This window comes from Agrobacterium sp. CG674, assembly GCF_053521645.1.
Map to the genome: position 1 here is coordinate 1 of NZ_JBNWDZ010000003.1, position 20,571 is coordinate 20,571.

The window sequence follows — 20,571 nt, forward strand, 5'->3', positions numbered from 1 at the left end:
CTGCAATCCCGGCCAGCGCCGGGCAGGCCAAGCGCTGATCGCCTAAAGGGGGTCAAAATTGGATAAGTAAAAGGGGTGAATGTTCGGTGCTGATTGACAGGGATATCGAAATCTCTAATCGTGCGGCTGTCTTCGCGGATATTCTTGGTCACAACGATTTGTGCAGCGGTAATTTTCATTTGAGATGCCCCGGTCACTCCGGCACCGAAATCTTGCTCTTTATGTGCTTGAGTTGCGACACGATGGAAAATGTCATGATGACAAGGAGAGACCACGAGCTCCATTTGCCGATGTGGACGACGGACCAAGCGCCCAACTGGTTCGGATATTTCCATATGCCGAAGAAGGTGGAGATGTTTTCTGCCAGCCATACGAAAAACCCGATGAGAATGAAGGATAGCAGCAGCGGCATTTTGCGATCCCGATCATAGGGGCGATAGATTACGGTCGCGCGGGCGTAGAGGCCGATGGCGCAGGCGGCGATGTACCAGCGGTAATCGCCGATATAGTGGTGGGTGAAAAAGTTGAGGTAGATGGCTATGCCAATCAGCGTTGCCATCCAGTAGGGTGGATGGTGGCGGATGCGGACATCCAGTAATCGCCACGCCTGTATGACGTAGCTGCCGACAGCCGCATACATGAAGCCGGAAAACAATGGGACGCCGAGAACTTTCGTGTAGGCGAAATCTGGGTAGGACCATGATTGGATGCTGCCAGAGGTTTTGAAGACCTCAAGAGCGAAGCCGACGACGTGGAACATGAGGATCGCCTTGGCTTCATCCATCGTTTCCAGTTTGCTCCAGATCATGAAGAACTGTATGGCGAGCGCTATAATGAGCAGCACGTCGTAGCGGGGTAGTCCTAAAACGCCTTCGCGGGGGACGAGGAAAATCGAGATGAAAAACAGACCTGCAAACAGGCAGGCACGGGCTTCCTTGACGCCGAAATAGAGGAATTCCACAATGAAACGCTTTGTGCCCTTCAATTCACCCCAAGGTTTTGCGTCGCAGAGAAGCGCATCGAGTGAGGAAAGACGGCTTGGTGGGTAGGGGTTTTCGATGCTCAATCTGATGTCCTCTTGCGCGGCTAGATTGCATATCTATAGCAATCCAGATTAAAGCAACATCATGATCGAATATCGACATCGCCTGTTTAACCGTCGCGCGTGCGTTCTGGCTGCCGCGTGCGGAGTCATTATTGCAGGGCTGGCATTGCGGCGTTTCGGCTACGATATTGGTCTGCCGTTTGTTGTCGTGAAGTATGGTGGTTCGATCCTGTGGGGATCGATGGTCTTCCTGTTGGTCGCCAGCTTGCTGCCTTGTCGGAACCGGCGCACTGCGATTTTCGTAGCGTGCAGTGTTGCCGTTGTTGTGGAGCTTATACGCCTCGCGCATTTTCCTGCGCTGGATGAGTTTAGGGCAACAACGGCGGGTGCGTTGCTGCTCGGGCGCGTTTTCTCGCTGTGGAATATTGCCTGCTATCTGGCTGGCATTTGCGCGGCGGCCCTCATCGCGTCACGGCTCTCGAAGACGTAGCGGCTTTGCGAGCCCGTTTTCGCGCCATGATCGCGGGTCGGATGGAGCGGTACCCCAGCAGGATAAACATCACCGACAGATAGAAGACGGGCTCCAGCGTCAGCGATTTACGAGCCAGCACGAAGTGGAGCACGGCACCGATCAAAACGAGGTATGAGAGCTTGTGGAGCGTGTTCCACCGCGAGCCGAGTTTGCGGATCGACCAACGGTTGGACGTCAGCGCCAGCGGAATGAGCATGACGAGCGCCGCCATGCCGAACATGATGTAGGGCCGCTTGAGTACATCCGACAGGATGGAACTGAAGACCAGTCCGCGGTCGAGAACAATGTAGACAGCGAAATGAGCGAGCACGTAGTAAAAGGCTATGAGGCCCAGTGCACGCCGGTAGGCGATTAGATTGATATTGAAGAGATCACGCAGCGGCGTGACGACAAGACCTATGCAGAGGAACCGCAGCGCCCACGTTCCGAGAAGGTGTTCGAATTCCTTGACGGGATTGAAGCCAAGCCCGCCGGTCGCAGCGAGGTAAAAGTACCAGATGCCGGGACAGAGGCCCAAGCCGTATAGCGCCCAGATGGCCGCTGGTTGGTACCGCTTGGGCAAAGATGGAAGCGAAAGGGCCAATGCCATGATCAGTAATTCGCCTTGAGATCAAGATCGCTGTAGAGGCTGGCAACCTCGTCATAGCCGTTGAACATCAAGGTTGGGCGGCGTTGGGTGCTGAAGAAGCCGCCTTCGCCAATGCGCTGCTCTGTTGCCTGGCTCCAGCGCGGATGGTCCACCTGCGGATTGACGTTGGAGTAGAAGCCATATTCCCGGGCGTTGGAGTTCTTCCACGTCGTCTCAGGCTGCTTTTCCACCAGCGAGATACGGACGATGGACTTGATTCCCTTGAACCCATATTTCCATGGAACCACGAGGCGGATCGGCGCGCCATTCTGGTTGGGCAAGGTTTCTCCATAGAGACCAACAGCCATAATCGTCAGCGGGTGGCGGGCTTCGTCCAGGCGCAGACCTTCGACATAGGGCCAATCCAGCGGCTGGAACAGACCGCTCTGACCCGGCATTTCTTGCGGGCGTACCACGGTTTCAAATTTCACGTATTTGGCGCTGCCCAACGGCTCGACCTTGTCGAGGATGGTGGAGAGCGAAAAACCGATCCACGGAATGACCATCGACCATCCCTCAACGCAGCGCATGCGGTAGGTGCGCTCCTCAAGCGGATTTTTCAGCAGTTCCTCAATGCCGAATTCCTGCGGCTTGCCAACAAGACCATCAACCTTCACGGTCCATGGCGTCGGCTTGAAGCTGCCGGCGTTTTCTTTCGGGTCTGCTTTGCCCGTCCCGAATTCGTAAAAGTTGTTGTAGCTGGTAACGGCATCGAGGGGTGTCAGTTTATCATCCAGCTTGTAAGGGCCGGGCTTGGCAGACAGGGGCGCAGCCATCGCGCCCTGTGCGGTCAGCCCCACTGTCGCCAAACCTGCCGCCGTTCCGAGGAAGTTTCGTCTGGAAAGATAGATGTCGCGCGGCGTGATTTCGGAAGATGAAATGCGGGGCGGGCGGTAGGCGGGCATGAAAACCTCCTGGAGAAGCCAATCAACGGTATTGCTATCCAATACCCAGGAGTTGGCCTCGTTAGATGTGTTTTATATTACGAGGAAAAAAAGGAATTGGAGCAGGCGGAGAAAACAATTTTACGAGATCAAGAGAAAAATCGAGATCCGGTCCCGTTGAAATATCGAAGCCCGCGAGGCGCACCAGAAAATGCGCCTCGCGGTCCCGCTTTTAAAGCGTCAGGCGGAACTTGGCGAAACCCTCTGCGCCATCGCCCGCGTCTTCAATCTTTGCGCCTTTTACATCCCCAACATATTGCCGGGCCTTAGGGCCGGTCTCGAAGATCGCCGTTGTGTTGGCAACAGGAGAGAAAGACCAGTTGTCATCTGCCGAGGGGTTGATTGTGCCCTGCGCGATGATGTAGCGCACGATGACATCGCGGTTGGTATCCGGTGCTACAAAAATGATCTTGTCTGAGCCGATATTGGGGAATTTGCCGCCACCGCTGGCGCGGTAGTTGTTTGTCGCCACCACAAATTTCTGCTCGGGGTCGATGGGCTTTCCAGCAAATTGCAAGCCTATGATGCGGTTGCTGTCCGGGTTGATCGCCTTGCCGTCCTTATCGAACTTCGGTGGCTTGGAGACATCGATCTGGTACGTCACCCCATCGATGATATCGAAGTTATAGGAGGGAAAATCACTGTTGAGCAGTGGCGCATCCTTGGCACCCGCCTTGACCGTCTGGAACATGCCAGCCGACATTTCGAGCCAGTCCTTGACCTGTGCGCCGGTAATCAGCACGGCCTGAACCGTGTTGGGGTAGAGATAGAGATCGGCGACGTTCTTGATGGCGATGTCACCGGCGGGGACATCGGTATAATAATCAGCTCCACCACGGCCGCCGGACTTGAAGGGGGCAGCCGCCGAGAGAACCGGCATGTCCTTGTACTGCCCGTCTTTCAGCATGTCCTTGATGTACCAGGTCTGTGCATTGGAAACGATCTGCACGGATGGATCATCCGCCACCAGCGCGAAATAGGAATAGAGCGGCGCGGTGCTCTTGCCCACGGCGCGGCGAACATAGGCCAGCGTCGCTTCGTGATCGGCCTTCACGGCAGCGATAACCTCCGCCTTGTCCTTCACGTCTGCCACGATCTTGCGGTTGTCATCGCGGTGATAGATCGGGCGTACCTCGGTGGTGAAGTCCACGATCTTCCAGCTCTTGCCGTCTTTTTCCAGCAGCAGGTCGATGAGGCCCATATGCGAGCCCCAGAAACCGCCCATGACGGCGGGCTTGCCCATCAGCGTGCCTTTGACGGGGTCAACGCCTTGAATGCCGTCCCAGGTCTTGGGGCCGGGAAAGACGAGATGCTGGTGGCCGGTAAAGACGGCATCGATGTCTTTGACGCCGGCGAGATACAGCGAAGCGTTTTCCATACGGTCGCTCTGGCCCTTGCCATCGATGCCGGAATGCGACAGCGCGATGATGATATCGGCACCCTGTTCCTTCATGACAGGCACCCAGGCCTTGGCGGCATCGACGATATCGCGGGTCTGCGCCTTGCCTTCAAGGTTCTTGGCATCCCACATCATGATTTGTGGTGGGACGAAGCCGATGATGCCAACCTTGACAGGGCTGGTGGCGCCAGAGCCGTCCTTGATCTGCTTTTCGAGGATGACATACGGCTTGAAGAAAAGGTCGTCATTCTTCGGGTCGGATGCAAGCTGGCCCTTGGTGAGATTGGCGCAGACATAAGGGAAGCCCGCGCCGCCCAGCGTGTTGAACATGAAGTCGAGGCCGTAATTGAACTCGTGATTGCCAAGCGTTCCGCAATCATAGCCCAGCACGTTCATGGCGTTGATGACGGGGTGCTTGTCGCCCGCCTTCATGCCCCGCTCGTAGGCTATGTAATCGCCGAGCGGGTTGCCTTGCAGGAAGTCACCATTATCCACGAGCATGGAATTACCAGCTTCTGCACGAATGGAATCAATGATGGAGGCCGTGCGCGCCAGCCCCAGCGTATCGTTCGGCTTGTCGGCGTAATAATCATAAGGGAAGACGTGCACATGGATGTCAGTCGTTTCCATGATGCGCAGATGCGCCTGGTTGCCCTGTGCGCGTGCCGCGAAAGGATGCAGCATCACAAGAGCTGACGAGGCGGCAAAGCCTCCCAACAGGGAACGTCGCGTGATGGGGTGAAGGCCTGTAAACGAAGACATGGAAACTCCTCGATGAAATCCTGGCTGCGTGGGGTGAGGGCAGCGTAAGATGAATTCAAGAGGAGTCCATCATCAAAATGACAGGCTTATGACTTGTCCCGGATTTTAAACCACCCGGTAAAACTGGCTTATCCGGCCAGCGTCGGCTTCACCTCATCATGGAAGAAGCGGAAGTAGGATGAAAGCTGCGCGAGTGTGTTGGTGGAAAGCTCCAGTTTAAGCCCCAGGCGGCTTCCGCGCTGCCACTGCACGATTCCCTCTATATAACCGAGATCCTCGCTCTCTACCTTCACCCGGCTTCCCTTCGCCGCAGCAAACGGCCCCTCAAGCTCAAGCGCCATGCCGGTGGCCGAAAGATCGACCACGCGGCCGCTTGCCGTCTGGTTTAGATAATGGACGGTTCCGTAAATGCGTGTCTTGCTGCGTCCGGCATTGCGATTTTGCATGTTTAAACTGCTGGTCATTCCATGGGGTCCACATTTGCTTTTGTGCAAAACTCGCATGGAAGGTTTGAGACCCCTTTAGAATATTGGATAAAATTACACGCAGTGTCGTTTCAGGCGCGGTCTATGCGGCATTGATAGCAATTGTTGCGGGCCGAGCGGACGTGCACATAGGCGATGTCATCCCTTACCAGCAGATCTTCCGCTCGCTGTGTAATTATGTCCGTCGGGGTAACGGCGCCGGTGCCATAGACGATGCGATTGTCATGGCTATAGCCGCGAGTGATGTAATCGGGGCTATTCAACATGGCGGGCAGAATTCCATGCGATTCGTCAGGGCTGCATGATTCGGCGTGAATGAAGATCGGGCCGGTTTCCGCAAAAGGTTGCAGCGCCGGAAAGGGGCGATAGGCCAGCAAAAGTGCGCTTTCGCCATCCTTTATGTGCCCAAGGCAGACCCGGCAGGGAAGGGTTCCCGTCGCGCGAAGGCGTTCCGGTTTCTGGCCGTTTGCGTCCGGTTTGCCGTTTCGGAAAGCGTCTGCCTCATCGGCAGCCATTGCGGTGAAAATGATCTTGGTCATAGCGGCTCCTTGCGTTGCTGGTTTGCCGCTATGCTCTTCAAACATGCGTGTATCCACCCGTTTCTTGCGTCAGAATGCGACAACCCCATTGCTTGTGCTGTTGAGTGTGGCAATCAATCGAACATCCTCTTTTTGGAAAGTTCATATCCATGCTGCGCAGGTTGATGGCCACATCTCTGGTCACCGTTTTTTCTCTTCTTTCACCTGCAGCCCACGCGCAAACAGCGCCCGCGCTGGATGATCTTTCCGAGGAGCAACTGCAGCAGACGGTCAACTTCGTCATCGGAAACGCGATTTTCAGCCTGTACCATGAAGCCTCGCGCATGCTGATCTCTGACCTTGCCTTGCCGGAACTGGGCGGCGGGAAAGATAGCGCTGATCAGCTGGCGGCAACCATCATGCTGGAGGCAAATGAAGAGTGGCTGGATACAGCCATCGTCAATGCCACAGACAGCTGGTATCTTGCGCGCTCAGTGCAGGTTCTGCCTGATCACAGTGCGCCACTGTTCTCCTCACTGGTGCCCAACACCTCTCGCGACAAGCAGATGGCCTGCATGATGGTGGGCAAGGATGCTGGTGGCTATGGCGATCTTGCCGATATGATGGGCCTTGCGAAGACGGAATGGAAAGCCTGCGAAATAGCCTATCCGCAAACCGTCGCGCATTGGAACGAGGTTTTGCAGTCTCACGTTGCCAAACCGGGAGCCACGAAGTTCGTGGCTCGATATGAGCCTGCCCGTGATGCCTTTCTGGATATCTACGCGACCATCCTGAAGGAATCGAAAGTTCTCGATCTGATCGCCCGCAGTTTTGATGGATATGATCTGAAAGGCGAGGTGAAGTTGACGGCGCGCACATGCGGACGGCCTGATGTCTATTGGTCAGCCGAAAAGCGTGAAATCACCTATTGCTACGAGACAGGCAAATTCCACGGAGAATTGATCGCGGCGCATCTGTCTGCTGGCGGCGGCGAGAAAGAAAGCGCCCCAGCTCAGGAAATACCGACAGCGGTGAACCTCGGGCTGGAGCTCTGACGCTTTGGAAGTCACCATCCTCGGGTTGAGCCGAGGATGGTATGGAAATTGGGATTACCCCCGACCTGAAATTTCCAGATATTCGCTGTCCGTCAGCGGCTCTACCCATGTCTCATATGTGCTGACGGGCGAGAAACCCATCATCTGGTAAAGCTGAAGTGCGCGCGGGTGGTCGAGCGTGTTGGTGGAAACTGTGACCTTCTTGGGGCTGTCCTGCCACGCGGAATAGAGCGCCTGCAACAGGAACCACTTGCCCACACCAGCGCCGATAGCCTCTTCCATCAAACCAAAATAGGACAGCTCAGTCACGTCAGAATCGACCTTGTGCAGCTCGAAGAAGCCAGCGGGTGCGCCGTTCATGTAGAGAACAGTGACGCAGTTGGCGGGGTCGCGCAATGTTGCCGTCAGTTCGGCGTCGCTCATGCGCATCCGCTTCTGCCAATGCCAGCGTTTTCCAACCCGCCAGAACAGATAGCGATAGAAATGCAGCGGAATTTCCGTGGTGCGCATAATGGCGGTCTGTATGTTGACCGGCACCGGCAGGCTCATCTTCGGCGCCGAGGTCATTTCCAGTTGCGTGACATGCGCCTTAATCGGGCCGTAGGGCGCAGTTTCCACGGGCTCGGCGGGCCCGGTCACGATTGCCGTATCCGGCTTGCTGCCCCACTCGGACCACGAGCCGTCATAGAGCGAATTGTCTGTATGTCCGAGGGATTCCAGCGCAAGGGTAATGACGGCTGCCGTTACGCCGGAGCCACAGCTTGTCACGACAGGCTGAGACAGATCGATGCCCGCATCCGTTATCATCTTGCGGATGGTCGGCAGATCCTTGAAGTGGCCGTTTTCTGAAAAGGCGGTTGCGGGCAGGTTGCGCGCACCCGGCATATGTCCAGAACGCATGCCGGCGCGGGGCTCTGCCTCTTCGCCGGTGAAGCGTCCGGCCCCACGGGCGTCGGCAATCTGCTCTTCGCCGGCATCAACAATGGAGCGCATGGCTGCGAAGGACGTCACGCGCTTCGGTTTGAAGTGCGCGTCGAAAATCACAGGCTCGACTTCGCTCACGCCTGTTTCGAGTGGCTTGCCCGCAGATTTCCAGCCGTCCAGACCGCCATCCAGAACATAAACCTTGTCAGCGCCCATGACCCGCAACATCCACCATACGCGAGGCGCGGAAAAGAAGCCGGGGCCATCATATACGACGATCGTGTCGCTCTCGCCAATGCCCAGCGCACCCACCTGATCAGCAAAGAACTGCGGTGAGGGAAGAGAGTGGGGCAGGCCAGTATCGTGATCGGCAATCTTGTCCTGATCGAAAAACACGGCGCCGGGTATGTGTCCGGCTGCATATTCCTCTTTGCCATTGCGCTTGTGCGCAGGCAAATACCACGAGGCATCCACTAAACGAAAATGCTGGGTTCCAAGCTGCTGCTCGACCCAATCCGCCGAAACGACGAAACGGCTTTTGTCCGTGCTCACTGTGTGTCTCCCAGATGTCAGGCGGTTTCACCGGGCTTGCCAAAACGAATTCGGAAGCGGCGGTTCTCCTTGCCCTTCTTTTCAATCTTGGCGATATGAATTTCGCCAACTTCTTGCGTGCTGGCTACATGAGTGCCACCGCAGGGCTGGCTGTCAACCGCAGAGTTTTCTCCGATGCAAACAAGGCTAACGCGACCTAATCCAACTGGTGGACGGACATTCTTGGATTTGACGATATCGGGATTGGCGGCAAGCTCTTCGTCGGTGATCCATTTGAGAAAGACCGGATGATTGGCTTCGACAAGCGCCATCAGCTTTGCCGTGACCTCGTCCTTGTCGATGGTCTCTGACATGTCGAAATCGACGCGGGACTCATCTTCACCAACGGCAGCGCCTGTAATCGGCCAAGGGCAGACGACGGACAGCAAATGGCAGGCCGTGTGCATGCGCATGAGCTTGAGGCGACGCGGCCAGTCAATATGCAGTGTCAGCTTTTCGCCAATGTCAGGCGATGTTTGACCTTCAAGAGGCGAATGGATGATGACGCTTTTATCAGCACCGTGCCGGGTCAAGCCCAGCTCGATTTTGGAGCCATCCGCTCTTTGCAGAAAGCCCGTGTCGCCGGGTTGGCCGCCCGAAGTGGCATAGAAGCAGGTCTGATCCAGCTCTATGCCACGATCTTCATGAACAGCTGTGACAACCGCTTCGCATGTGGAAAGATAGAAATCGTCACGAAACAGGGCATTCACAGGCATGTGGGCATTGACCTCTATGCAGTCTCGTAAGGCACCGAAATCTGCGTTTTTTCCGTCAGCCATGCGGGAACGGGAAGACCCTTTGACCGCAGGAAATCAGGGTTGAAGAGCTTCGACTGATAGCGGCTGCCATAGTCGCAAAGTATTGTCACAATTGTATGGCCCGGACCGAGCTCACGGGCAAGCCGAATTGCACCGGCAATGTTGATTCCGCTCGAGCCGCCGAGGCACAGACCTTCCTTCTCGATGAGATCAAACACCAGAGGGATCGCCTCTGCGTCTGAGATCTTGAATGAGAAATCAGGCTTGAAACCTTCCAGATTGGCCGTGATGCGACCCTGCCCAATGCCCTCGGAAATGGAGGACCCTTCCGATTTCAGCGCACCGTTCTGATAATACTCATAAAGGGCGGCACCATCCGGATCGGCAAGGCCGATTTTAATATCGGGATTGAAATCGCGAAGACCATCCGCCACGCCCGCCAATGTGCCACCAGAGCCAACGGCGCAGATAAAGCCATCCACCTTGCCATCGGTCTGGTCCCAGATTTCGGGAGCCGTCGTTTCGATATGCGCCTGCCGATTTGCGATATTATCAAACTGGTTGGCCCAGATCGCGCCATTCGGATCTGTCGCGGCCAGTTGCTGGGCCAGCCTGCCGGAAACCTTCACGTAATTGTTCGGGTTGGAGTAGGGCGCTGCAGGCACCTCGACCAATGTCGCACCCAAAAGCTTGAGCGCGTCCTTCTTTTCCTGGCTCTGTGTCTCAGGAATGACGATGACCGTCTTGTAGCCTAGCGCATTGGCCACCAGCGAAAGGCCGATGCCGGTGTTGCCCGCCGTGCCCTCCACAATGGTGCCGCCGGGGCGAAGATGGCCGCGGCGCTCGGCATCGCGGATGATATAGAGAGCCGCACGATCCTTGACCGACTGACCCGGGTTCATAAACTCGGCCTTGCCCAATATCTCGCAGCCCGTTGCTTCGGAAGCAGCGTTGAGACGGATGAGCGGCGTGTTACCGATGGCGGTCAGCACAGAACTGTGAATGGTCATGATCAGGCCTTTTGGTTCGGTCAGTAATTGAGTTTCTGTTTCTCCTTGTCATCGCGTTCTATGACAAGGAAATATCTTCTGGCGAAAGCGGGCAAGGCGCAAAATCCTGCCCGGCGCACGCTTTATTCGCTTTTCTTGATGTCGGAATACGCGCTCAAAGCACGCTGTCTCGCTTCATTGTGATTAACAAGCGGCGCAGGATATGTCTTGCCCAGTTCAATGCCGGCCTTCTTCAGCACGTCCTTCGGTGCATCGAAGGGCTTGTGAATGAACTTCTTCTCAAGCCGGGAAAGCTCGGGCACAAAGGTTTTGACATAGTCTCCATCCGGGTCAAATTTCTCACCCTGAAGGATCGGATTGAATATTCGGAAGAACGGCGAGGCATCCGCACCCGATCCTGCCACCCACTGCCAGTTGCCCGCGTTGGACGCGGGGTCGGCGTCAACAAGCGTATCCCGAAACCATTTTTCACCCTTTCGCCAATCCACCAGCAGGTGCTTGATCAGGAAAGAGGCCGTTATCATCCGCACTCGGTTGTGCATCACGCCATGGCGCCAGAGCTGGCGCATCCCGGCATCCACAATTGGATAGCCCGTCATGCCTTTCGTCCAAGCTTCGAACTTGCTGTCGTCAGCGCGCCACTCAAACGCATCGAAGCTGCTATTCCAGTTTTTCTCATCCAGCTCCGGAAAATGGAAAAGCAGATGGTAACAAAACTCGCGCCAGACAATTTCCTTGCGGAACCGGCTGGTGTCATTTGACGCAATGTTGCTGGGCAGGCTTCTGGTCGCGTCCCAAACCTGAGCCGGAGAGATTTCCCCCATAGTCAAATGTGGCGAGAGCATGGACGTTGCAGGTCGCGCCGGGAAGTCACGGCCTTCCTCGTAGCCTTTCAGGGCGTTTTCAATAAAATCTTTCAGCTTGTCCTGGCCGCCGGTTTCACCCGGCGTCCACACGTCTGAAAACTCTTTTGCCCAGTCAGGCTTGGAGGGCAAAAGGCTCCAGTTTTCCACCGTTTCGCTTTTGGGCCAGCTCGAAGGAGACAACAGTTTTTTCGGTGCTGCCACGGGCTCGGCAGGTTCATCGCCACCTTCGATGGCGCGCCAGAACGGAGTGTAGACCCGATAAGGGCCTCCGGTCTTTGTCTTCAGTCGCGATGGTTCGTGGATAAGATAACCGGCAAAGCTCTCGACCTCCAAACCTTCTTCACGAAAGTCTGCCTTGATCTGGCTATCGAGCTTCTGTCCATCAGGATCATATCGCCTGTTCCAGAAAACAGTCCTAGCCCCGGTCTCTTCAATCAGTGTTTTGAGCACCGTTTGCGAGCTCCCGCTGCGCAAAACAAGCGTGCTGCCGAGCGTCTGCAGAGCGCTTGAGAGCGCCTGCAAGGAGTGGTGCAGCCACCACTGCTGGGCACTGCCGATAGCCCCCTGTAGGGCCACGTCATCATCGTGAATATAGACCGGAATAACCGGTCCCTCATGGTCGATGGCAGCGAGCAAAGCGCGGTTGTCAGCAAGCCGTAAGTCTTTGCGAAACCACACAATAACGGGAGCGTTTTTTTCTGTCATATGTCACCCGGTTCACTTTGGACTGAACGTTTGTTGATCGGCCTTGTTCCCAATTGCCGTGCATATCGCGCTCACGTTGATATGGTTTGCAAGTGGTGAATCGCTGTCTCTTGAAACCAATTAGCGCGGAACCATATCCCGGGTCCAACGTTAGAGGCGGGTTAATTGAGTATGGAAGTCCAATCAATGATGCTGAATGACGTCAAATGGGAGAGCCCGGTGATTATCTCCCTGGAAAACGGCGCACCTAGAACTTTCACCGGCGCCTACGAAGCCTTCGATTTCTTGCAGCATGAGTGGCCGAGCCGCCATGGCAAGGTCTATGAGCAAGCCTTGCGACTGTGCAGGGCATCTCTCATGGGCAGCGTGGGAGGAGAGATAGCGCGCATTGCATTCATAGAAGCGAGCCGCGACGCCCATTGCCTGGTCGAAGGTCGCAAACTCGCATCCTGATTTCTAACTTCTCGATAAAAGCCACCTGTGCAATCCGCCAGGTGGCTTTTTTAATGGGGCAATTATTTCGGGACAGGGCGGGCATGACCCGCGCATGCGGGGCCATTAAGAAAGGCCTGGAAATTTCATTCTAATTTTCGCCTATTTCCTGTCAAATTCTCGCTAAATTGCAGGGATAGGTCAGATACCGTCAGCCAGAGGGCGCTCGTCCTCCAGCGCTGACATACTCTGAATATGCATGTGTGTGACCTCCCACGGGGCCGGAGCGTGTCACATGCTTCTAAAGGGCAAGAATTTGAAAGTATCTGCGTACATTCTAGCCGTCGCTGTCTGCGCGGCGCTCACTGCACCTGCGTCTGCTGGCATGCTCAATCAAGCCGAACGTTATGCTGGGCTTCACGAGGGAAAAAACAACAAGACGCTCAAGGCCATTCTCGGCGTCAATCCGAGAAAGACGCCATGGTGCGGGCATTTCCTTAGCGTCGTGGCTGAAAAGTCCGGCAGGCAGCCCCCGAAGTCCTCTGCAATCGCCAAGTCGTGGACATCTTTTGGTTATGCGGTTCCAAAGAGCAACGCGAAGCCCGGCGATGTCGTTGTTGTCAGAAGCGGTGCTAGTTACCACGCTGGTATTCTGAAAAGCCTGGACAAGAACACCGCCCAGATACTGGGCGGCAATCAGTCTGGCCGGGTTCAGGTCTCAAACTTCAGCCGCAAGTCGATAGTCTCCGTGCGCCGCTAGTTACGGCTGCTCGTGCATGCCGTCTCTCTGATCGTCGTCTTCAAGATCGGTGGCAACGATAAATGCATCTTCGTGCTGTCGTGCCGCCTGCTTGCGTGCCCTCAGATTGATCGACTCATCGGGATCAATTTCTTCGGACTCGCCCTTCAGCTCACGTTCTGTCCGAAAGTTGGCTACGTCCTTGTCGTCAATATCCAGAGAATCGGTGTGCTTTTCCTGATCCATTGGTTTTGAGTGTTTCTCGTCCATTTGGTTACTCCTTTGTTAACCTATTAACGAGGTGCCATGCCTTCAGGTTCCCTGTTGGTGTGCATCAGCAGCAGGAACCAAATCCCACGCCGGATTGTTTGTGCTCCGACAGGTTAAAATCGGAGACATGACATGACGACAGAACGCGAAGACAAAATCCGTGCAAGAGCCCATGAGAAGTGGGAAAGCGAAGGCCGTAAAGAAGGCGAGCATGAACGCCACTGGGCCGAAGCGGAGCACGAGCTAGATACTGACACCGCTGACGGCGTTGACCCCAGCGAGGCGACACGTTCTCCCGCGGTTGCCTCTCTCAGTCAGGAGCGCACCGAGACAAAGCGCAAGGGCAGCGACAGCGAGCTTCAGGAAGGGCTGGAAGATAGCTTCCCTGCGAGCGACCCAGTTTCCGCTACATCCTCGACAGTGACAGGCGGAGCGTCGGAGAAAAAAAGCTCAGCCCAGTCTCGTTGATCCGAGAAAATTTCTATTCGATATTTTAAGGCGCGGTGCCGCATGCACCGCGCTTTATTTTTTCTGATCCATAAGATGATGAGGGCGAGGCACAAAAGTGCAACTGGCCAGAAATCTGTCGCTTGGTCCCAGGACCAGTTCCAGAGGTAGTAGCCTTCGAGGTGAGGCGGCTGCATCTGCACCGACGTTTCGAAGTCCCGCTTTTCACGCCCGTGGAAGTGGCCTACAGCGAATGCAAGGCCAACAATCACCGCATCTCGCCATTTCATTACAATGCGCGCCAGCGTGGCCACAATGCCAGCCATGACGATGGCTTCCAGAATATGGCCAGCCCAATCCCAATCGCGCTGAATGGTGCCCCAATCGATTTCGATGACACAATCCTGTCGTGATGAAAGTGCTATTCATTTCAATGAGAATAAAGTGCAGCGAACGAAACAGTACCTCTGTTCCAATCCATTTCTTCACTCTTGGAAGAAATGGCTCCCCGGGCCGGATTCGAACCGGCGACCTGTCGATTAACAGTCGAATGCTCTACCGCTGAGCTACCAGGGAACGTGCGCTGCTTGGCGCGGTGTGAGCGGGGTAATACAAACGCTTTGGCGATTTGCCAAGCGGTTTTTTCAAAAAAAATGAAATCATCTTGTTTTATCCACCGAAGACCCCACGTTTCCGGGCATGTTAGCAATAAAAAAGTTTTTGGCGGATGTTCCTGAAAGGGGTTTAGCGCGATGACTTTCGGTCTTCACCCCCAAACGGGGCGTCTTCATGTGGGAAAATGGAGCATGCCGATGCCTCGCTCGCGAGTCGGGCGCATCGTTATTGGCGTTTTGCTCATTATTTGTGGCTTGTTGGGGTTCCTGCCCGTGCTGGGCTTCTGGATGGTCCCGCTGGGGCTTCTCGTCCTTTCGCAGGATCTGCCCTTTGTGCGCCGTCAGCGCCGAAGATTGACTGTGTGGTGGGCACGTCGCCGGCGCGCCCATGAAGCGCGCCGGGAAGGCATTACGCGCCCGTGAGGGAGTTGGTGATGCCTTGGCCTGCCCAGAACGCGGCATAGCCCAATATGGCGAAGTAAATGGTCGTCAGAATGAGGAACAAATAGCCGCCTAGCACAGTCGCGCCATCGCGCTGGATCATTCCTGCCGAGAAGAGCAAAATGGCGACGCCGGGCAGCGTGTTCGAAAACGGCACGAAGCCGAGCGGCATCATCAGCAATATTCCGGCAGACATAATGGCAAGGCCATTAACGCGCGCCATAACTGCGCCAGTGGTGAAGGCGGGCAGGCGAGGGCGCATATAGCGGTCCAGCTTTGAAACGATCCCAACCCCCTTCTGAAGGGCAGGGCGAAGCCGTTCGGTTTCCATCTGCTTGTCAAGAATGCGTTTTGGCAGCCATGGCATCCGGTTGAGCGTGATCGCCAGGCTGATCATCACAATTGCCGCACCAAAAACCGTGCTGACGCCGGGAATTGAAACCGGAATCAGAAATGGCAAAGAAGCAATGGCACACATCAGGAGCAAACCCTGCTCGCCAATGGCTTCCATTAGCTCCCGCAAGGTAATCGTTGCGCCTTTCAGATTATCGATCAGTTTTTGGAGAACCGCGCTCAGGCTCTCCGATGTGTCTGCGAATGTCGTTTTGCTCGTCATACTCTATCCCGAAACATGTTTGATGCGGGATAGATACCACTCGTAAAACGACGTGCCTATGGCAAACCCATGTAAGCTAGAACTCTTGATCTGCCTGATACACTACAGCCGTGTCTAACCTCAGTGAGAGACCCAGGAACTGTAGGCGCCCGCCGCGAGAACCAGAAACAGAATGCCAATGATAAACGGATTTAGCGAAGTAACGAAGCCAACATAGTCCATACTCATTTCCTCCTCCATTTGTCCCATTACGAATATAGAGAAATTCACCAAATTTACTAGTATAAATTGATTTATAGTTGCAGCGCACCATAAAGTTACGCAATGGCCGCAGTTCTGGGGTGATTGGAATGTTGCGATGCAAGAAAAACCATTCCGCCGCCGCAATATTGCCTCGCATGAAGCATTTTAAACCTTAAGCTGGATGGGCCAATAGGTGAGGTGCGGGATGCTGAGAGAACTTTATGCGCGGACCATGGCGCTGGCTGCCCGCAAGACGGCCATATGGTGGCTGGCCCTTATTGCGTTCGTAGAAAGCTCTGTCTTTCTCGTGCCGGCCGATATCCTTTTCATTCCCATGGTCTTGGCCAAGCCGAGGCGGGCCATGGTCTATGCACTGGTGGCCACGGTCGCTTCGGTGCTGGGTGGCATCGGCGGGTGGTATCTGGGGCACTATGCGTTTGAAAGCATCGCGAGGCCTGTGCTGGAATTTTATGGCAAGCTGGACAGCTTCGAGCATTTGAAGGCCTCCGTCGATGACCAGACAATCCTGCTGCTACTGGTAACGTCTGGTCTTGCTCATCTGCCGCCAATCAAGGTGGTTACGATTCTCTCCGGTGCCGCAAATATCAATCTCGGCCTGTTCATCGCCGCAGCCGTCGTTACCCGCGCAGCACGCTTTTTCATTCTCGCAGGCTTGCTGCAACGATATGGCGAACCCATCCGCCATTTCATCGAAAAACGCCTGGGAATCATGACGGCTATCGCCGCCGGTGTGCTGATTGCCATCTACGCGACTTATGTCCTCGTTCGGTGACATTGGCGGGCTGAGCTGAATGATCGCTCGCGCCCGGTCATCGCATTCAGCTTAGTGTCAGCATTCAAGACCACGTTCCCGAAAGAAAAACGGGAATGATGATGATGATGCGCAGTTTGGTATTTCGAGGTGTTTTGGTTCTGGTTGCCCTGTCATGCGCCTTTCTGCTCTACATTGGGGCGCTTCAGCTTTCCGGAAACCGCCATGAGGTCATCCCCGGGCAGCTCTACCGATCCAGCCAGCTTTCACAGGATCAGCTTGCGAGTTATGTAAAGGCAAACGGCATCAAGACCATTATCAATCTGCGCGGCCAGAATGATGGATCCGAGTGGTATCGCAGTGAAGTGGCGACCGCGGAGAAGCTTGGGGTTCAGCACGTGGACTTCGGAATGTCTGCCCGCAAGGAGCTAACGCCGGGGCGGGTCGCGCAACTCATCCAGATCATGCGCGACGCGCCAAAGCCGATCCTCATTCACTGCAAATCCGGAGCCGATCGTACGGGGCTGGCGTCAGCGATCTACGTCAGTCGGATTGCGGGACTGGACGAAGACACCGCAGAGCATCAACTCTCGATCCGCTTCGGCCACCTCGGCATTCCCTATTTTTCATCGGCCTATGCGATGGATCGCAGCTGGGAAGTCATCGAAACCATGAAACCCGCACCCATCATCGCAAATGCGATGGAGCAGGTCATCTGATCGGCCATCGTGTGAATCGATAACACGGATTGATGCAAGATGGCTCTTGCATTTTGATTCTCTGGATTTTGGGAAAGCCGAGGCACGGGGGATGCCTCTAAAATAATGGTCGGAGCGGCGGGATTCGAACCCACGACCCCTTGACCCCCAGTCAAGTGCGCTACCGGGCTGCGCTACGCTCCGACACAGGAAAGGCGTTTATATAGATGGCTCTTCATGCGCAAGGGGAAAATTGCTGTGCTCGAAAAAACACCTGTAGAAACCAATGAGAAAATGCTCAGGATGCCGTGCGAATCTGCATTGAGCTATTATTCGGGCAGGGTGAATATTTATTAGACAAATAGACTGCCGCGATCTTGCCATAATTCTTTGACTGTGGTTCTCTCTGCTTGCCCTGACTGGAGGGGTAAAAGGTTGAGACCCGTCATTTGCTGGGTGGGACAGCGACGGGTCTCCCGATTTTCTTTTTAAATATTGCTGATGGCCCGAGGCCAGGTCAGGTAGTAGAATTTGCTGCCAACGGCGCCAAAATAGGCGCTTTCGCCAGACATCACATCCACATACCCGCCGTCTGAGTCCTTCACGTAGCCGACGCCATCTTCGCGCTTGACGTGCTGCTTCAGAAACAGGCTCCAGCCAGCAGGCGTGATTTGATCGCGTTTGACGTGCTCGGGTTTTTCGCCTTCGACATCCCAAGCCGTAACGACAAAGCCCTCAACGGGGTCGCACACCTTCAATGTCCCGGCCGTGAGAGCCGCAGCCATAGCCTTGCCCTGAGCGGCGCTAGCGGCATCACGTGAGGTGTCTACAATCCAAGTCTTGACGCTCGCCATGAAAACGTCGCTGGCGATATCGTCATCCGATCTGGTGGAACTGGCTCTGATCTCGACCCGGGCTTTGGCTGGCGCAGTGGCATCCAGCAAGAGTTTTTCAGGACTTGTTGTGGAGGAGGGGTGCTCCAGGCCAATTTCGATCTTTGCTTCGTGCTGCGCGATGACTTCTAATGCAAGTTGCGTAGAAGAAAGTTTCAGGTGAGTTCCAAGAGCCGAAACCATTGCTGGCATTTTCCTGTTTCAGGCCGGCGCATTCATCTGCGCTCTGGCCACCGCTTCCCATAAGCGAGCATTTACGTGGGCTCTTCTCATGAAAAGACCGGCTTCGTCGTTTAAAAAACTGACACAAACCGGTCTAAATTCGTCAACATGCGCGAAACTGGAGTCAATCAGTTTTCTTGTACGGAGACGCCGCCGGGCCCAATGTTCATCTCGATGCCCTTTGGTTTTGTCTCTTCATTCCAGGCGTAAATTCCGAGGCCTACAACGGCGATGATAAGCGCGCCAATGATGAGGTAAAGATTGTTGGTTCTTGTCATGTGTTTTTCCTGTGCACAAATTTGCGAGGTGCAAACGTCTGAAATGACAAGAGGTTCCACGCAAATCAGTAGGCGTTTTCGGATTTTATCAGACGAATCGGCGTCAGCACCAAGATCTTGAGGTCAAGCCACAACGACCAGTTCTCGATGTAGTAAAGGTCATGGGCTGTGCGGTTCTTGATCTTGTCGCCATGGTCGATTTCGCCCCGCCAGCCATTGATCTGCGCCCATCCCGTCACGCCCGGCTTGACCTTGTGGCGTGCAAAATAGTGCTCGACAACTTCGGTGTATTTCAGGTCGCCGGTCTGCGCATGCACAGCGTGTGGTCGTGGTCCAACCAGAGACAGATCGCCTGCCAGAACGTTGAACATTTGCGGCAGCTCGTCCATCGACGACTTGCGCAGAAACCTGCCTACCGGTGTTACGCGAGGATCGTTCTTCGTGACGGCCTTCTTGGCCGTCGGATCGCTCATTTCGGTATACATTGACCTAAACTTCCAGACATTGATTGTCTCGTTGTTGAAGCCATGCCGTTTCTGCTTGAACAGAACGGGACCTTTGGATGTCGTTTTTACCGCGATTGCAGCGCCCAGCATCAAAGGCCACAGCAGGGAGATGCAGATAAGACTGAAAACAATGTCAAAGACCCGCTTGGCAACCGCGTCCCAGTCGCGAAGCGGCTTGTCCATGACATCAAGCATCGGCACGCTGCCAATGTGTGAATAGGAACGAGGGCGGAAACGCAGCTTGTTGGCATGCGCGGCTATGCGAATATCGACCGGCAAGACCCAAAGCTGGCGAATGAGCTCAAGTATTCGCCCTTCGGCACTCATCGGGATGGAAATGATCAGCATGTCGAGCTTCGTCAGGCGGGCGAATTCGACGAGCTCGGCAAAGGTGCCAAGCTTGGGATAGCCAGCGACAACGTCTGGCGACCGTGCGCTTTTACGGTCATCAAAGATACCGCAGATGCGAATGTCATTATCGTGCTGTTCGAGCGAGCGGATAAGGTCTTTTGCGGCCTGTCCGCCTCCAACGATAACCGCCCGACGTTCCATGACGCCATTTCGGCCCCAGTGGCGAATCATCAATCCGACGATAATGCGCTCGATCAGCAGAAAAGCGGCGCTCGTGCCGTACCAGAGCCATAGTGTCTGCCAGGTGTAATCCTCGGCCGGCAATGTTGCGATTATCACCAGAGCTGTCAGCAAAAATGAAGCGAGAAGGGCAAGTTGAACACGCGGCATCGTGCCGATGGAACGTCGCAGCATGGGTAGCTGGTAGGTATCCGCAATTTGTAGCAGGATGGTGCAGCACAGACTGTTCCAGATGCAAATGGAAACGAGCGCTATCTGCGATCCGAATGTCGCTGGCGCATCAAATGCTGTGATAAAGATTCCCAGACCCGTCAGAATAGCAAAATCGAACAGCCGCAGCTGACCTATGACGATATTGGGGGAATGGCTCACTGCCCGAAGTTGGTTCGCAACCTGAAGAGCCACGGGGTTGAGCTGAACCTGCTGGCGCTCTTGTGCCGGCGCCTCCTGGCTGTTTCCAGTCAGCTTTTTGCGCAAAGCATCCAGATCAATCGGGGTATTCTCGCCTCCTAAATCGCTCATTTTATCATTCCGCATTCTCGACTGGAGAAGAGAGTAAAAATAACTTCCTAAAAAATGCTTAGAAA

24 protein-coding genes and 2 tRNA genes are annotated in these 20,571 nt (G+C 55.1%); 9 read left to right on the forward strand and 17 right to left on the reverse strand.

Annotated features, from left to right (window positions below; all coding sequences use genetic code 11):
• Positions 1-193: 193 nt before the first annotated feature.
• Entirely contained in the window at positions 194-1,066 is an 873-nt protein-coding gene (locus tag ACQZ51_RS09200; RefSeq protein ID WP_448776660.1) for a DUF817 domain-containing protein, read from the reverse strand.
• 61 nt (positions 1,067-1,127) lie between these two features.
• Here ACQZ51_RS09200 and ACQZ51_RS09205 point away from each other — a divergent pair, with 61 nt between their 5' ends.
• Positions 1,128-1,535: a ribosomal maturation YjgA family protein gene (locus ACQZ51_RS09205; RefSeq protein ID WP_448776662.1), complete on the forward strand. Its 408-nt coding sequence runs from the start codon at positions 1,128-1,130 to the stop codon at positions 1,533-1,535.
• Here ACQZ51_RS09205 and msrQ read toward each other — a convergent pair.
• The 5 genes from msrQ to ACQZ51_RS09230 all read right to left on the reverse strand — a co-directional run bounded on the left by msrQ (position 1,507) and on the right by ACQZ51_RS09230 (position 6,334).
• Positions 1,507-2,166 (reverse strand): protein-methionine-sulfoxide reductase heme-binding subunit MsrQ, encoded by a 660-nt coding sequence (gene msrQ, locus ACQZ51_RS09210; protein WP_448776664.1) that lies wholly within the window; start codon positions 2,164-2,166, stop codon positions 1,507-1,509. The genes ACQZ51_RS09205 and msrQ overlap by 29 nt on opposite strands.
• A 2-nt stretch (positions 2,167-2,168) precedes the next feature.
• Entirely contained in the window at positions 2,169-3,110 is a 942-nt protein-coding gene (msrP, locus tag ACQZ51_RS09215; RefSeq protein ID WP_448776666.1) for a protein-methionine-sulfoxide reductase catalytic subunit MsrP, read from the reverse strand.
• Positions 3,111-3,321: 211 nt separating this feature from the next.
• On the reverse strand, positions 3,322-5,310 hold the full coding sequence (locus ACQZ51_RS09220; protein WP_448776668.1) for a bifunctional 2',3'-cyclic-nucleotide 2'-phosphodiesterase/3'-nucleotidase: 1,989 nt from the start codon (positions 5,308-5,310) through the stop codon (positions 3,322-3,324).
• 128 nt (positions 5,311-5,438) lie between these two features.
• Entirely contained in the window at positions 5,439-5,774 is a 336-nt protein-coding gene (locus tag ACQZ51_RS09225; protein WP_192066625.1) for a PilZ domain-containing protein, read from the reverse strand.
• Between the two features lie 92 nt (positions 5,775-5,866).
• The gene (locus tag ACQZ51_RS09230) at positions 5,867-6,334 is read right to left on the reverse strand and encodes a DUF1203 domain-containing protein (RefSeq protein WP_448776670.1); all 468 of its coding nucleotides are present in this window, start codon (positions 6,332-6,334) and stop codon (positions 5,867-5,869) included.
• A gap of 149 nt (positions 6,335-6,483) precedes the next feature.
• Between ACQZ51_RS09230 and ACQZ51_RS09235 the strand changes: the two genes are divergently transcribed.
• Positions 6,484-7,368 (forward strand): DUF4344 domain-containing metallopeptidase, encoded by an 885-nt coding sequence (locus ACQZ51_RS09235; RefSeq protein ID WP_448776672.1) that lies wholly within the window; start codon positions 6,484-6,486, stop codon positions 7,366-7,368.
• 54 nt (positions 7,369-7,422) lie between these two features.
• Here the strand turns inward: ACQZ51_RS09235 and sseA are convergent, their stop codons facing one another.
• The 4 genes from sseA to ACQZ51_RS09255 form a co-directional block, all read right to left on the reverse strand.
• Positions 7,423-8,844: a 3-mercaptopyruvate sulfurtransferase gene (gene sseA, locus ACQZ51_RS09240; RefSeq protein ID WP_448776673.1), complete on the reverse strand. Its 1,422-nt coding sequence runs from the start codon at positions 8,842-8,844 to the stop codon at positions 7,423-7,425.
• A gap of 17 nt (positions 8,845-8,861) precedes the next feature.
• Entirely contained in the window at positions 8,862-9,599 is a 738-nt protein-coding gene (locus ACQZ51_RS09245) for an alanyl-tRNA editing protein (RefSeq protein WP_448776675.1), read from the reverse strand.
• Between the two features lie 14 nt (positions 9,600-9,613).
• Positions 9,614-10,651 carry a cysteine synthase A gene (locus tag ACQZ51_RS09250; RefSeq protein ID WP_448776677.1) on the reverse strand — a complete coding sequence of 346 codons (1,038 nt, stop codon included), beginning with the start codon at positions 10,649-10,651 and terminating at the stop codon, positions 9,614-9,616.
• A 122-nt stretch (positions 10,652-10,773) separates the two neighbouring features.
• Positions 10,774-12,222 (reverse strand): cryptochrome/photolyase family protein, encoded by a 1,449-nt coding sequence (locus tag ACQZ51_RS09255; RefSeq protein WP_448776679.1) that lies wholly within the window; start codon positions 12,220-12,222, stop codon positions 10,774-10,776.
• Between the two features lie 186 nt (positions 12,223-12,408).
• Between ACQZ51_RS09255 and ACQZ51_RS09260 the strand changes: the two genes are divergently transcribed.
• Positions 12,409-12,675 (forward strand): DUF982 domain-containing protein, encoded by a 267-nt coding sequence (locus ACQZ51_RS09260; protein ID WP_042618502.1) that lies wholly within the window; start codon positions 12,409-12,411, stop codon positions 12,673-12,675.
• Positions 12,676-12,970: 295 nt separating this feature from the next.
• The gene (locus ACQZ51_RS09265; protein WP_448776681.1) at positions 12,971-13,414 is read left to right on the forward strand and encodes a TIGR02594 family protein; all 444 of its coding nucleotides are present in this window, start codon (positions 12,971-12,973) and stop codon (positions 13,412-13,414) included.
• On the opposite strand, the gene ACQZ51_RS09270 is transcribed toward ACQZ51_RS09265, so the two are convergent.
• Entirely contained in the window at positions 13,415-13,663 is a 249-nt protein-coding gene (locus tag ACQZ51_RS09270; RefSeq protein ID WP_448776683.1) for a hypothetical protein, read from the reverse strand. It lies immediately after the preceding gene.
• Positions 13,664-13,795: 132 nt separating this feature from the next.
• Here ACQZ51_RS09270 and ACQZ51_RS09275 point away from each other — a divergent pair, with 132 nt between their 5' ends.
• Both ACQZ51_RS09275 and ACQZ51_RS09280 read left to right on the forward strand, forming a co-directional pair.
• Entirely contained in the window at positions 13,796-14,131 is a 336-nt protein-coding gene (locus tag ACQZ51_RS09275) for a DUF2934 domain-containing protein (RefSeq protein WP_448776684.1), read from the forward strand.
• 122 nt (positions 14,132-14,253) lie between these two features.
• Complete coding sequence (locus ACQZ51_RS09280) at positions 14,254-14,523, forward strand: hypothetical protein (protein WP_448776686.1); 270 nt, start codon at positions 14,254-14,256, stop codon at positions 14,521-14,523.
• A gap of 88 nt (positions 14,524-14,611) precedes the next feature.
• Here the strand turns inward: ACQZ51_RS09280 and ACQZ51_RS09285 are convergent.
• Positions 14,612-14,686 (reverse strand) — tRNA-Asn (locus tag ACQZ51_RS09285).
• Positions 14,687-14,862: 176 nt separating this feature from the next.
• Here ACQZ51_RS09285 and ACQZ51_RS09290 point away from each other — a divergent pair.
• Positions 14,863-15,147, forward strand: a complete 285-nt coding sequence (locus tag ACQZ51_RS09290) for a hypothetical protein (RefSeq protein ID WP_448776688.1) — start codon at positions 14,863-14,865, stop codon at positions 15,145-15,147.
• Here the strand turns inward: ACQZ51_RS09290 and ACQZ51_RS09295 are convergent.
• The gene (locus tag ACQZ51_RS09295) at positions 15,134-15,781 is read right to left on the reverse strand and encodes an exopolysaccharide biosynthesis protein (RefSeq protein ID WP_042618498.1); all 648 of its coding nucleotides are present in this window, start codon (positions 15,779-15,781) and stop codon (positions 15,134-15,136) included. The two genes, ACQZ51_RS09290 and ACQZ51_RS09295, sit on opposite strands and share 14 nt — an antisense overlap.
• Before the next feature lie 448 nt (positions 15,782-16,229).
• Here ACQZ51_RS09295 and ACQZ51_RS09300 point away from each other — a divergent pair, with 448 nt between their 5' ends.
• Together ACQZ51_RS09300 and ACQZ51_RS09305 are read left to right on the forward strand one after the other, a co-directional pair.
• Complete coding sequence (locus ACQZ51_RS09300; RefSeq protein WP_448776690.1) at positions 16,230-16,817, forward strand: YqaA family protein; 588 nt, start codon at positions 16,230-16,232, stop codon at positions 16,815-16,817.
• A gap of 95 nt (positions 16,818-16,912) precedes the next feature.
• The gene (locus ACQZ51_RS09305) at positions 16,913-17,515 is read left to right on the forward strand and encodes a dual specificity protein phosphatase family protein (RefSeq protein ID WP_448776691.1); all 603 of its coding nucleotides are present in this window, start codon (positions 16,913-16,915) and stop codon (positions 17,513-17,515) included.
• Positions 17,516-17,621: 106 nt separating this feature from the next.
• Here ACQZ51_RS09305 and ACQZ51_RS09310 read toward each other — a convergent pair.
• The 4 genes from ACQZ51_RS09310 to ACQZ51_RS09325 all read right to left on the reverse strand — a co-directional run bounded on the left by ACQZ51_RS09310 (position 17,622) and on the right by ACQZ51_RS09325 (position 20,506).
• Positions 17,622-17,698, reverse strand: a tRNA-Pro gene (locus ACQZ51_RS09310).
• Between the two features lie 284 nt (positions 17,699-17,982).
• On the reverse strand, positions 17,983-18,570 hold the full coding sequence (locus ACQZ51_RS09315) for a hypothetical protein (protein ID WP_448776693.1): 588 nt from the start codon (positions 18,568-18,570) through the stop codon (positions 17,983-17,985).
• Positions 18,571-18,737: 167 nt separating this feature from the next.
• A complete protein-coding gene (locus ACQZ51_RS09320) occupies positions 18,738-18,887 on the reverse strand; it encodes a hypothetical protein (protein ID WP_192066607.1) in 150 nt (49 codons plus the stop codon).
• A 65-nt stretch (positions 18,888-18,952) separates the two neighbouring features.
• The gene (locus ACQZ51_RS09325; protein WP_448776695.1) at positions 18,953-20,506 is read right to left on the reverse strand and encodes an undecaprenyl-phosphate glucose phosphotransferase; all 1,554 of its coding nucleotides are present in this window, start codon (positions 20,504-20,506) and stop codon (positions 18,953-18,955) included.
• Between the last annotated feature and the right edge of the window lie 65 nt (positions 20,507-20,571).

Excerpts from the sequence above, each read along its gene's own strand:
- ACQZ51_RS09205 (WP_448776662.1), top strand. The coding sequence starts at position 1,128 with ATGATCGAATATCGACATCGCCTGTTTAACCGTCGCGCGTGCGTTCTG.
- msrQ (WP_448776664.1), bottom strand. The coding sequence starts at position 2,166 with ATGGCATTGGCCCTTTCGCTTCCATCTTTGCCCAAGCGGTACCAACCA.
- msrP (WP_448776666.1), bottom strand. The coding sequence starts at position 3,110 with ATGCCCGCCTACCGCCCGCCCCGCATTTCATCTTCCGAAATCACGCCG.
- ACQZ51_RS09220 (WP_448776668.1), bottom strand. The coding sequence starts at position 5,310 with ATGTCTTCGTTTACAGGCCTTCACCCCATCACGCGACGTTCCCTGTTG.
- ACQZ51_RS09225 (WP_192066625.1), bottom strand. The coding sequence starts at position 5,774 with ATGACCAGCAGTTTAAACATGCAAAATCGCAATGCCGGACGCAGCAAG.
- ACQZ51_RS09230 (WP_448776670.1), bottom strand. The coding sequence starts at position 6,334 with ATGACCAAGATCATTTTCACCGCAATGGCTGCCGATGAGGCAGACGCT.
- ACQZ51_RS09235 (WP_448776672.1), top strand. The coding sequence starts at position 6,484 with ATGCTGCGCAGGTTGATGGCCACATCTCTGGTCACCGTTTTTTCTCTT.
- ACQZ51_RS09245 (WP_448776675.1), bottom strand. The coding sequence starts at position 9,599 with ATGCCTGTGAATGCCCTGTTTCGTGACGATTTCTATCTTTCCACATGC.
- ACQZ51_RS09250 (WP_448776677.1), bottom strand. The coding sequence starts at position 10,651 with ATGACCATTCACAGTTCTGTGCTGACCGCCATCGGTAACACGCCGCTC.
- ACQZ51_RS09255 (WP_448776679.1), bottom strand. The coding sequence starts at position 12,222 with ATGACAGAAAAAAACGCTCCCGTTATTGTGTGGTTTCGCAAAGACTTA.
- ACQZ51_RS09260 (WP_042618502.1), top strand. The coding sequence starts at position 12,409 with ATGATGCTGAATGACGTCAAATGGGAGAGCCCGGTGATTATCTCCCTG.
- ACQZ51_RS09270 (WP_448776683.1), bottom strand. The coding sequence starts at position 13,663 with ATGGACGAGAAACACTCAAAACCAATGGATCAGGAAAAGCACACCGAT.
- ACQZ51_RS09275 (WP_448776684.1), top strand. The coding sequence starts at position 13,796 with ATGACGACAGAACGCGAAGACAAAATCCGTGCAAGAGCCCATGAGAAG.
- ACQZ51_RS09290 (WP_448776688.1), top strand. The coding sequence starts at position 14,863 with ATGACTTTCGGTCTTCACCCCCAAACGGGGCGTCTTCATGTGGGAAAA.
- ACQZ51_RS09295 (WP_042618498.1), bottom strand. The coding sequence starts at position 15,781 with ATGACGAGCAAAACGACATTCGCAGACACATCGGAGAGCCTGAGCGCG.
- ACQZ51_RS09300 (WP_448776690.1), top strand. The coding sequence starts at position 16,230 with ATGCTGAGAGAACTTTATGCGCGGACCATGGCGCTGGCTGCCCGCAAG.
- ACQZ51_RS09305 (WP_448776691.1), top strand. The coding sequence starts at position 16,913 with ATGATGATGATGATGCGCAGTTTGGTATTTCGAGGTGTTTTGGTTCTG.
- ACQZ51_RS09315 (WP_448776693.1), bottom strand. The coding sequence starts at position 18,570 with ATGGTTTCGGCTCTTGGAACTCACCTGAAACTTTCTTCTACGCAACTT.
- ACQZ51_RS09320 (WP_192066607.1), bottom strand. The coding sequence starts at position 18,887 with ATGACAAGAACCAACAATCTTTACCTCATCATTGGCGCGCTTATCATC.
- ACQZ51_RS09325 (WP_448776695.1), bottom strand. The coding sequence starts at position 20,506 with ATGAGCGATTTAGGAGGCGAGAATACCCCGATTGATCTGGATGCTTTG.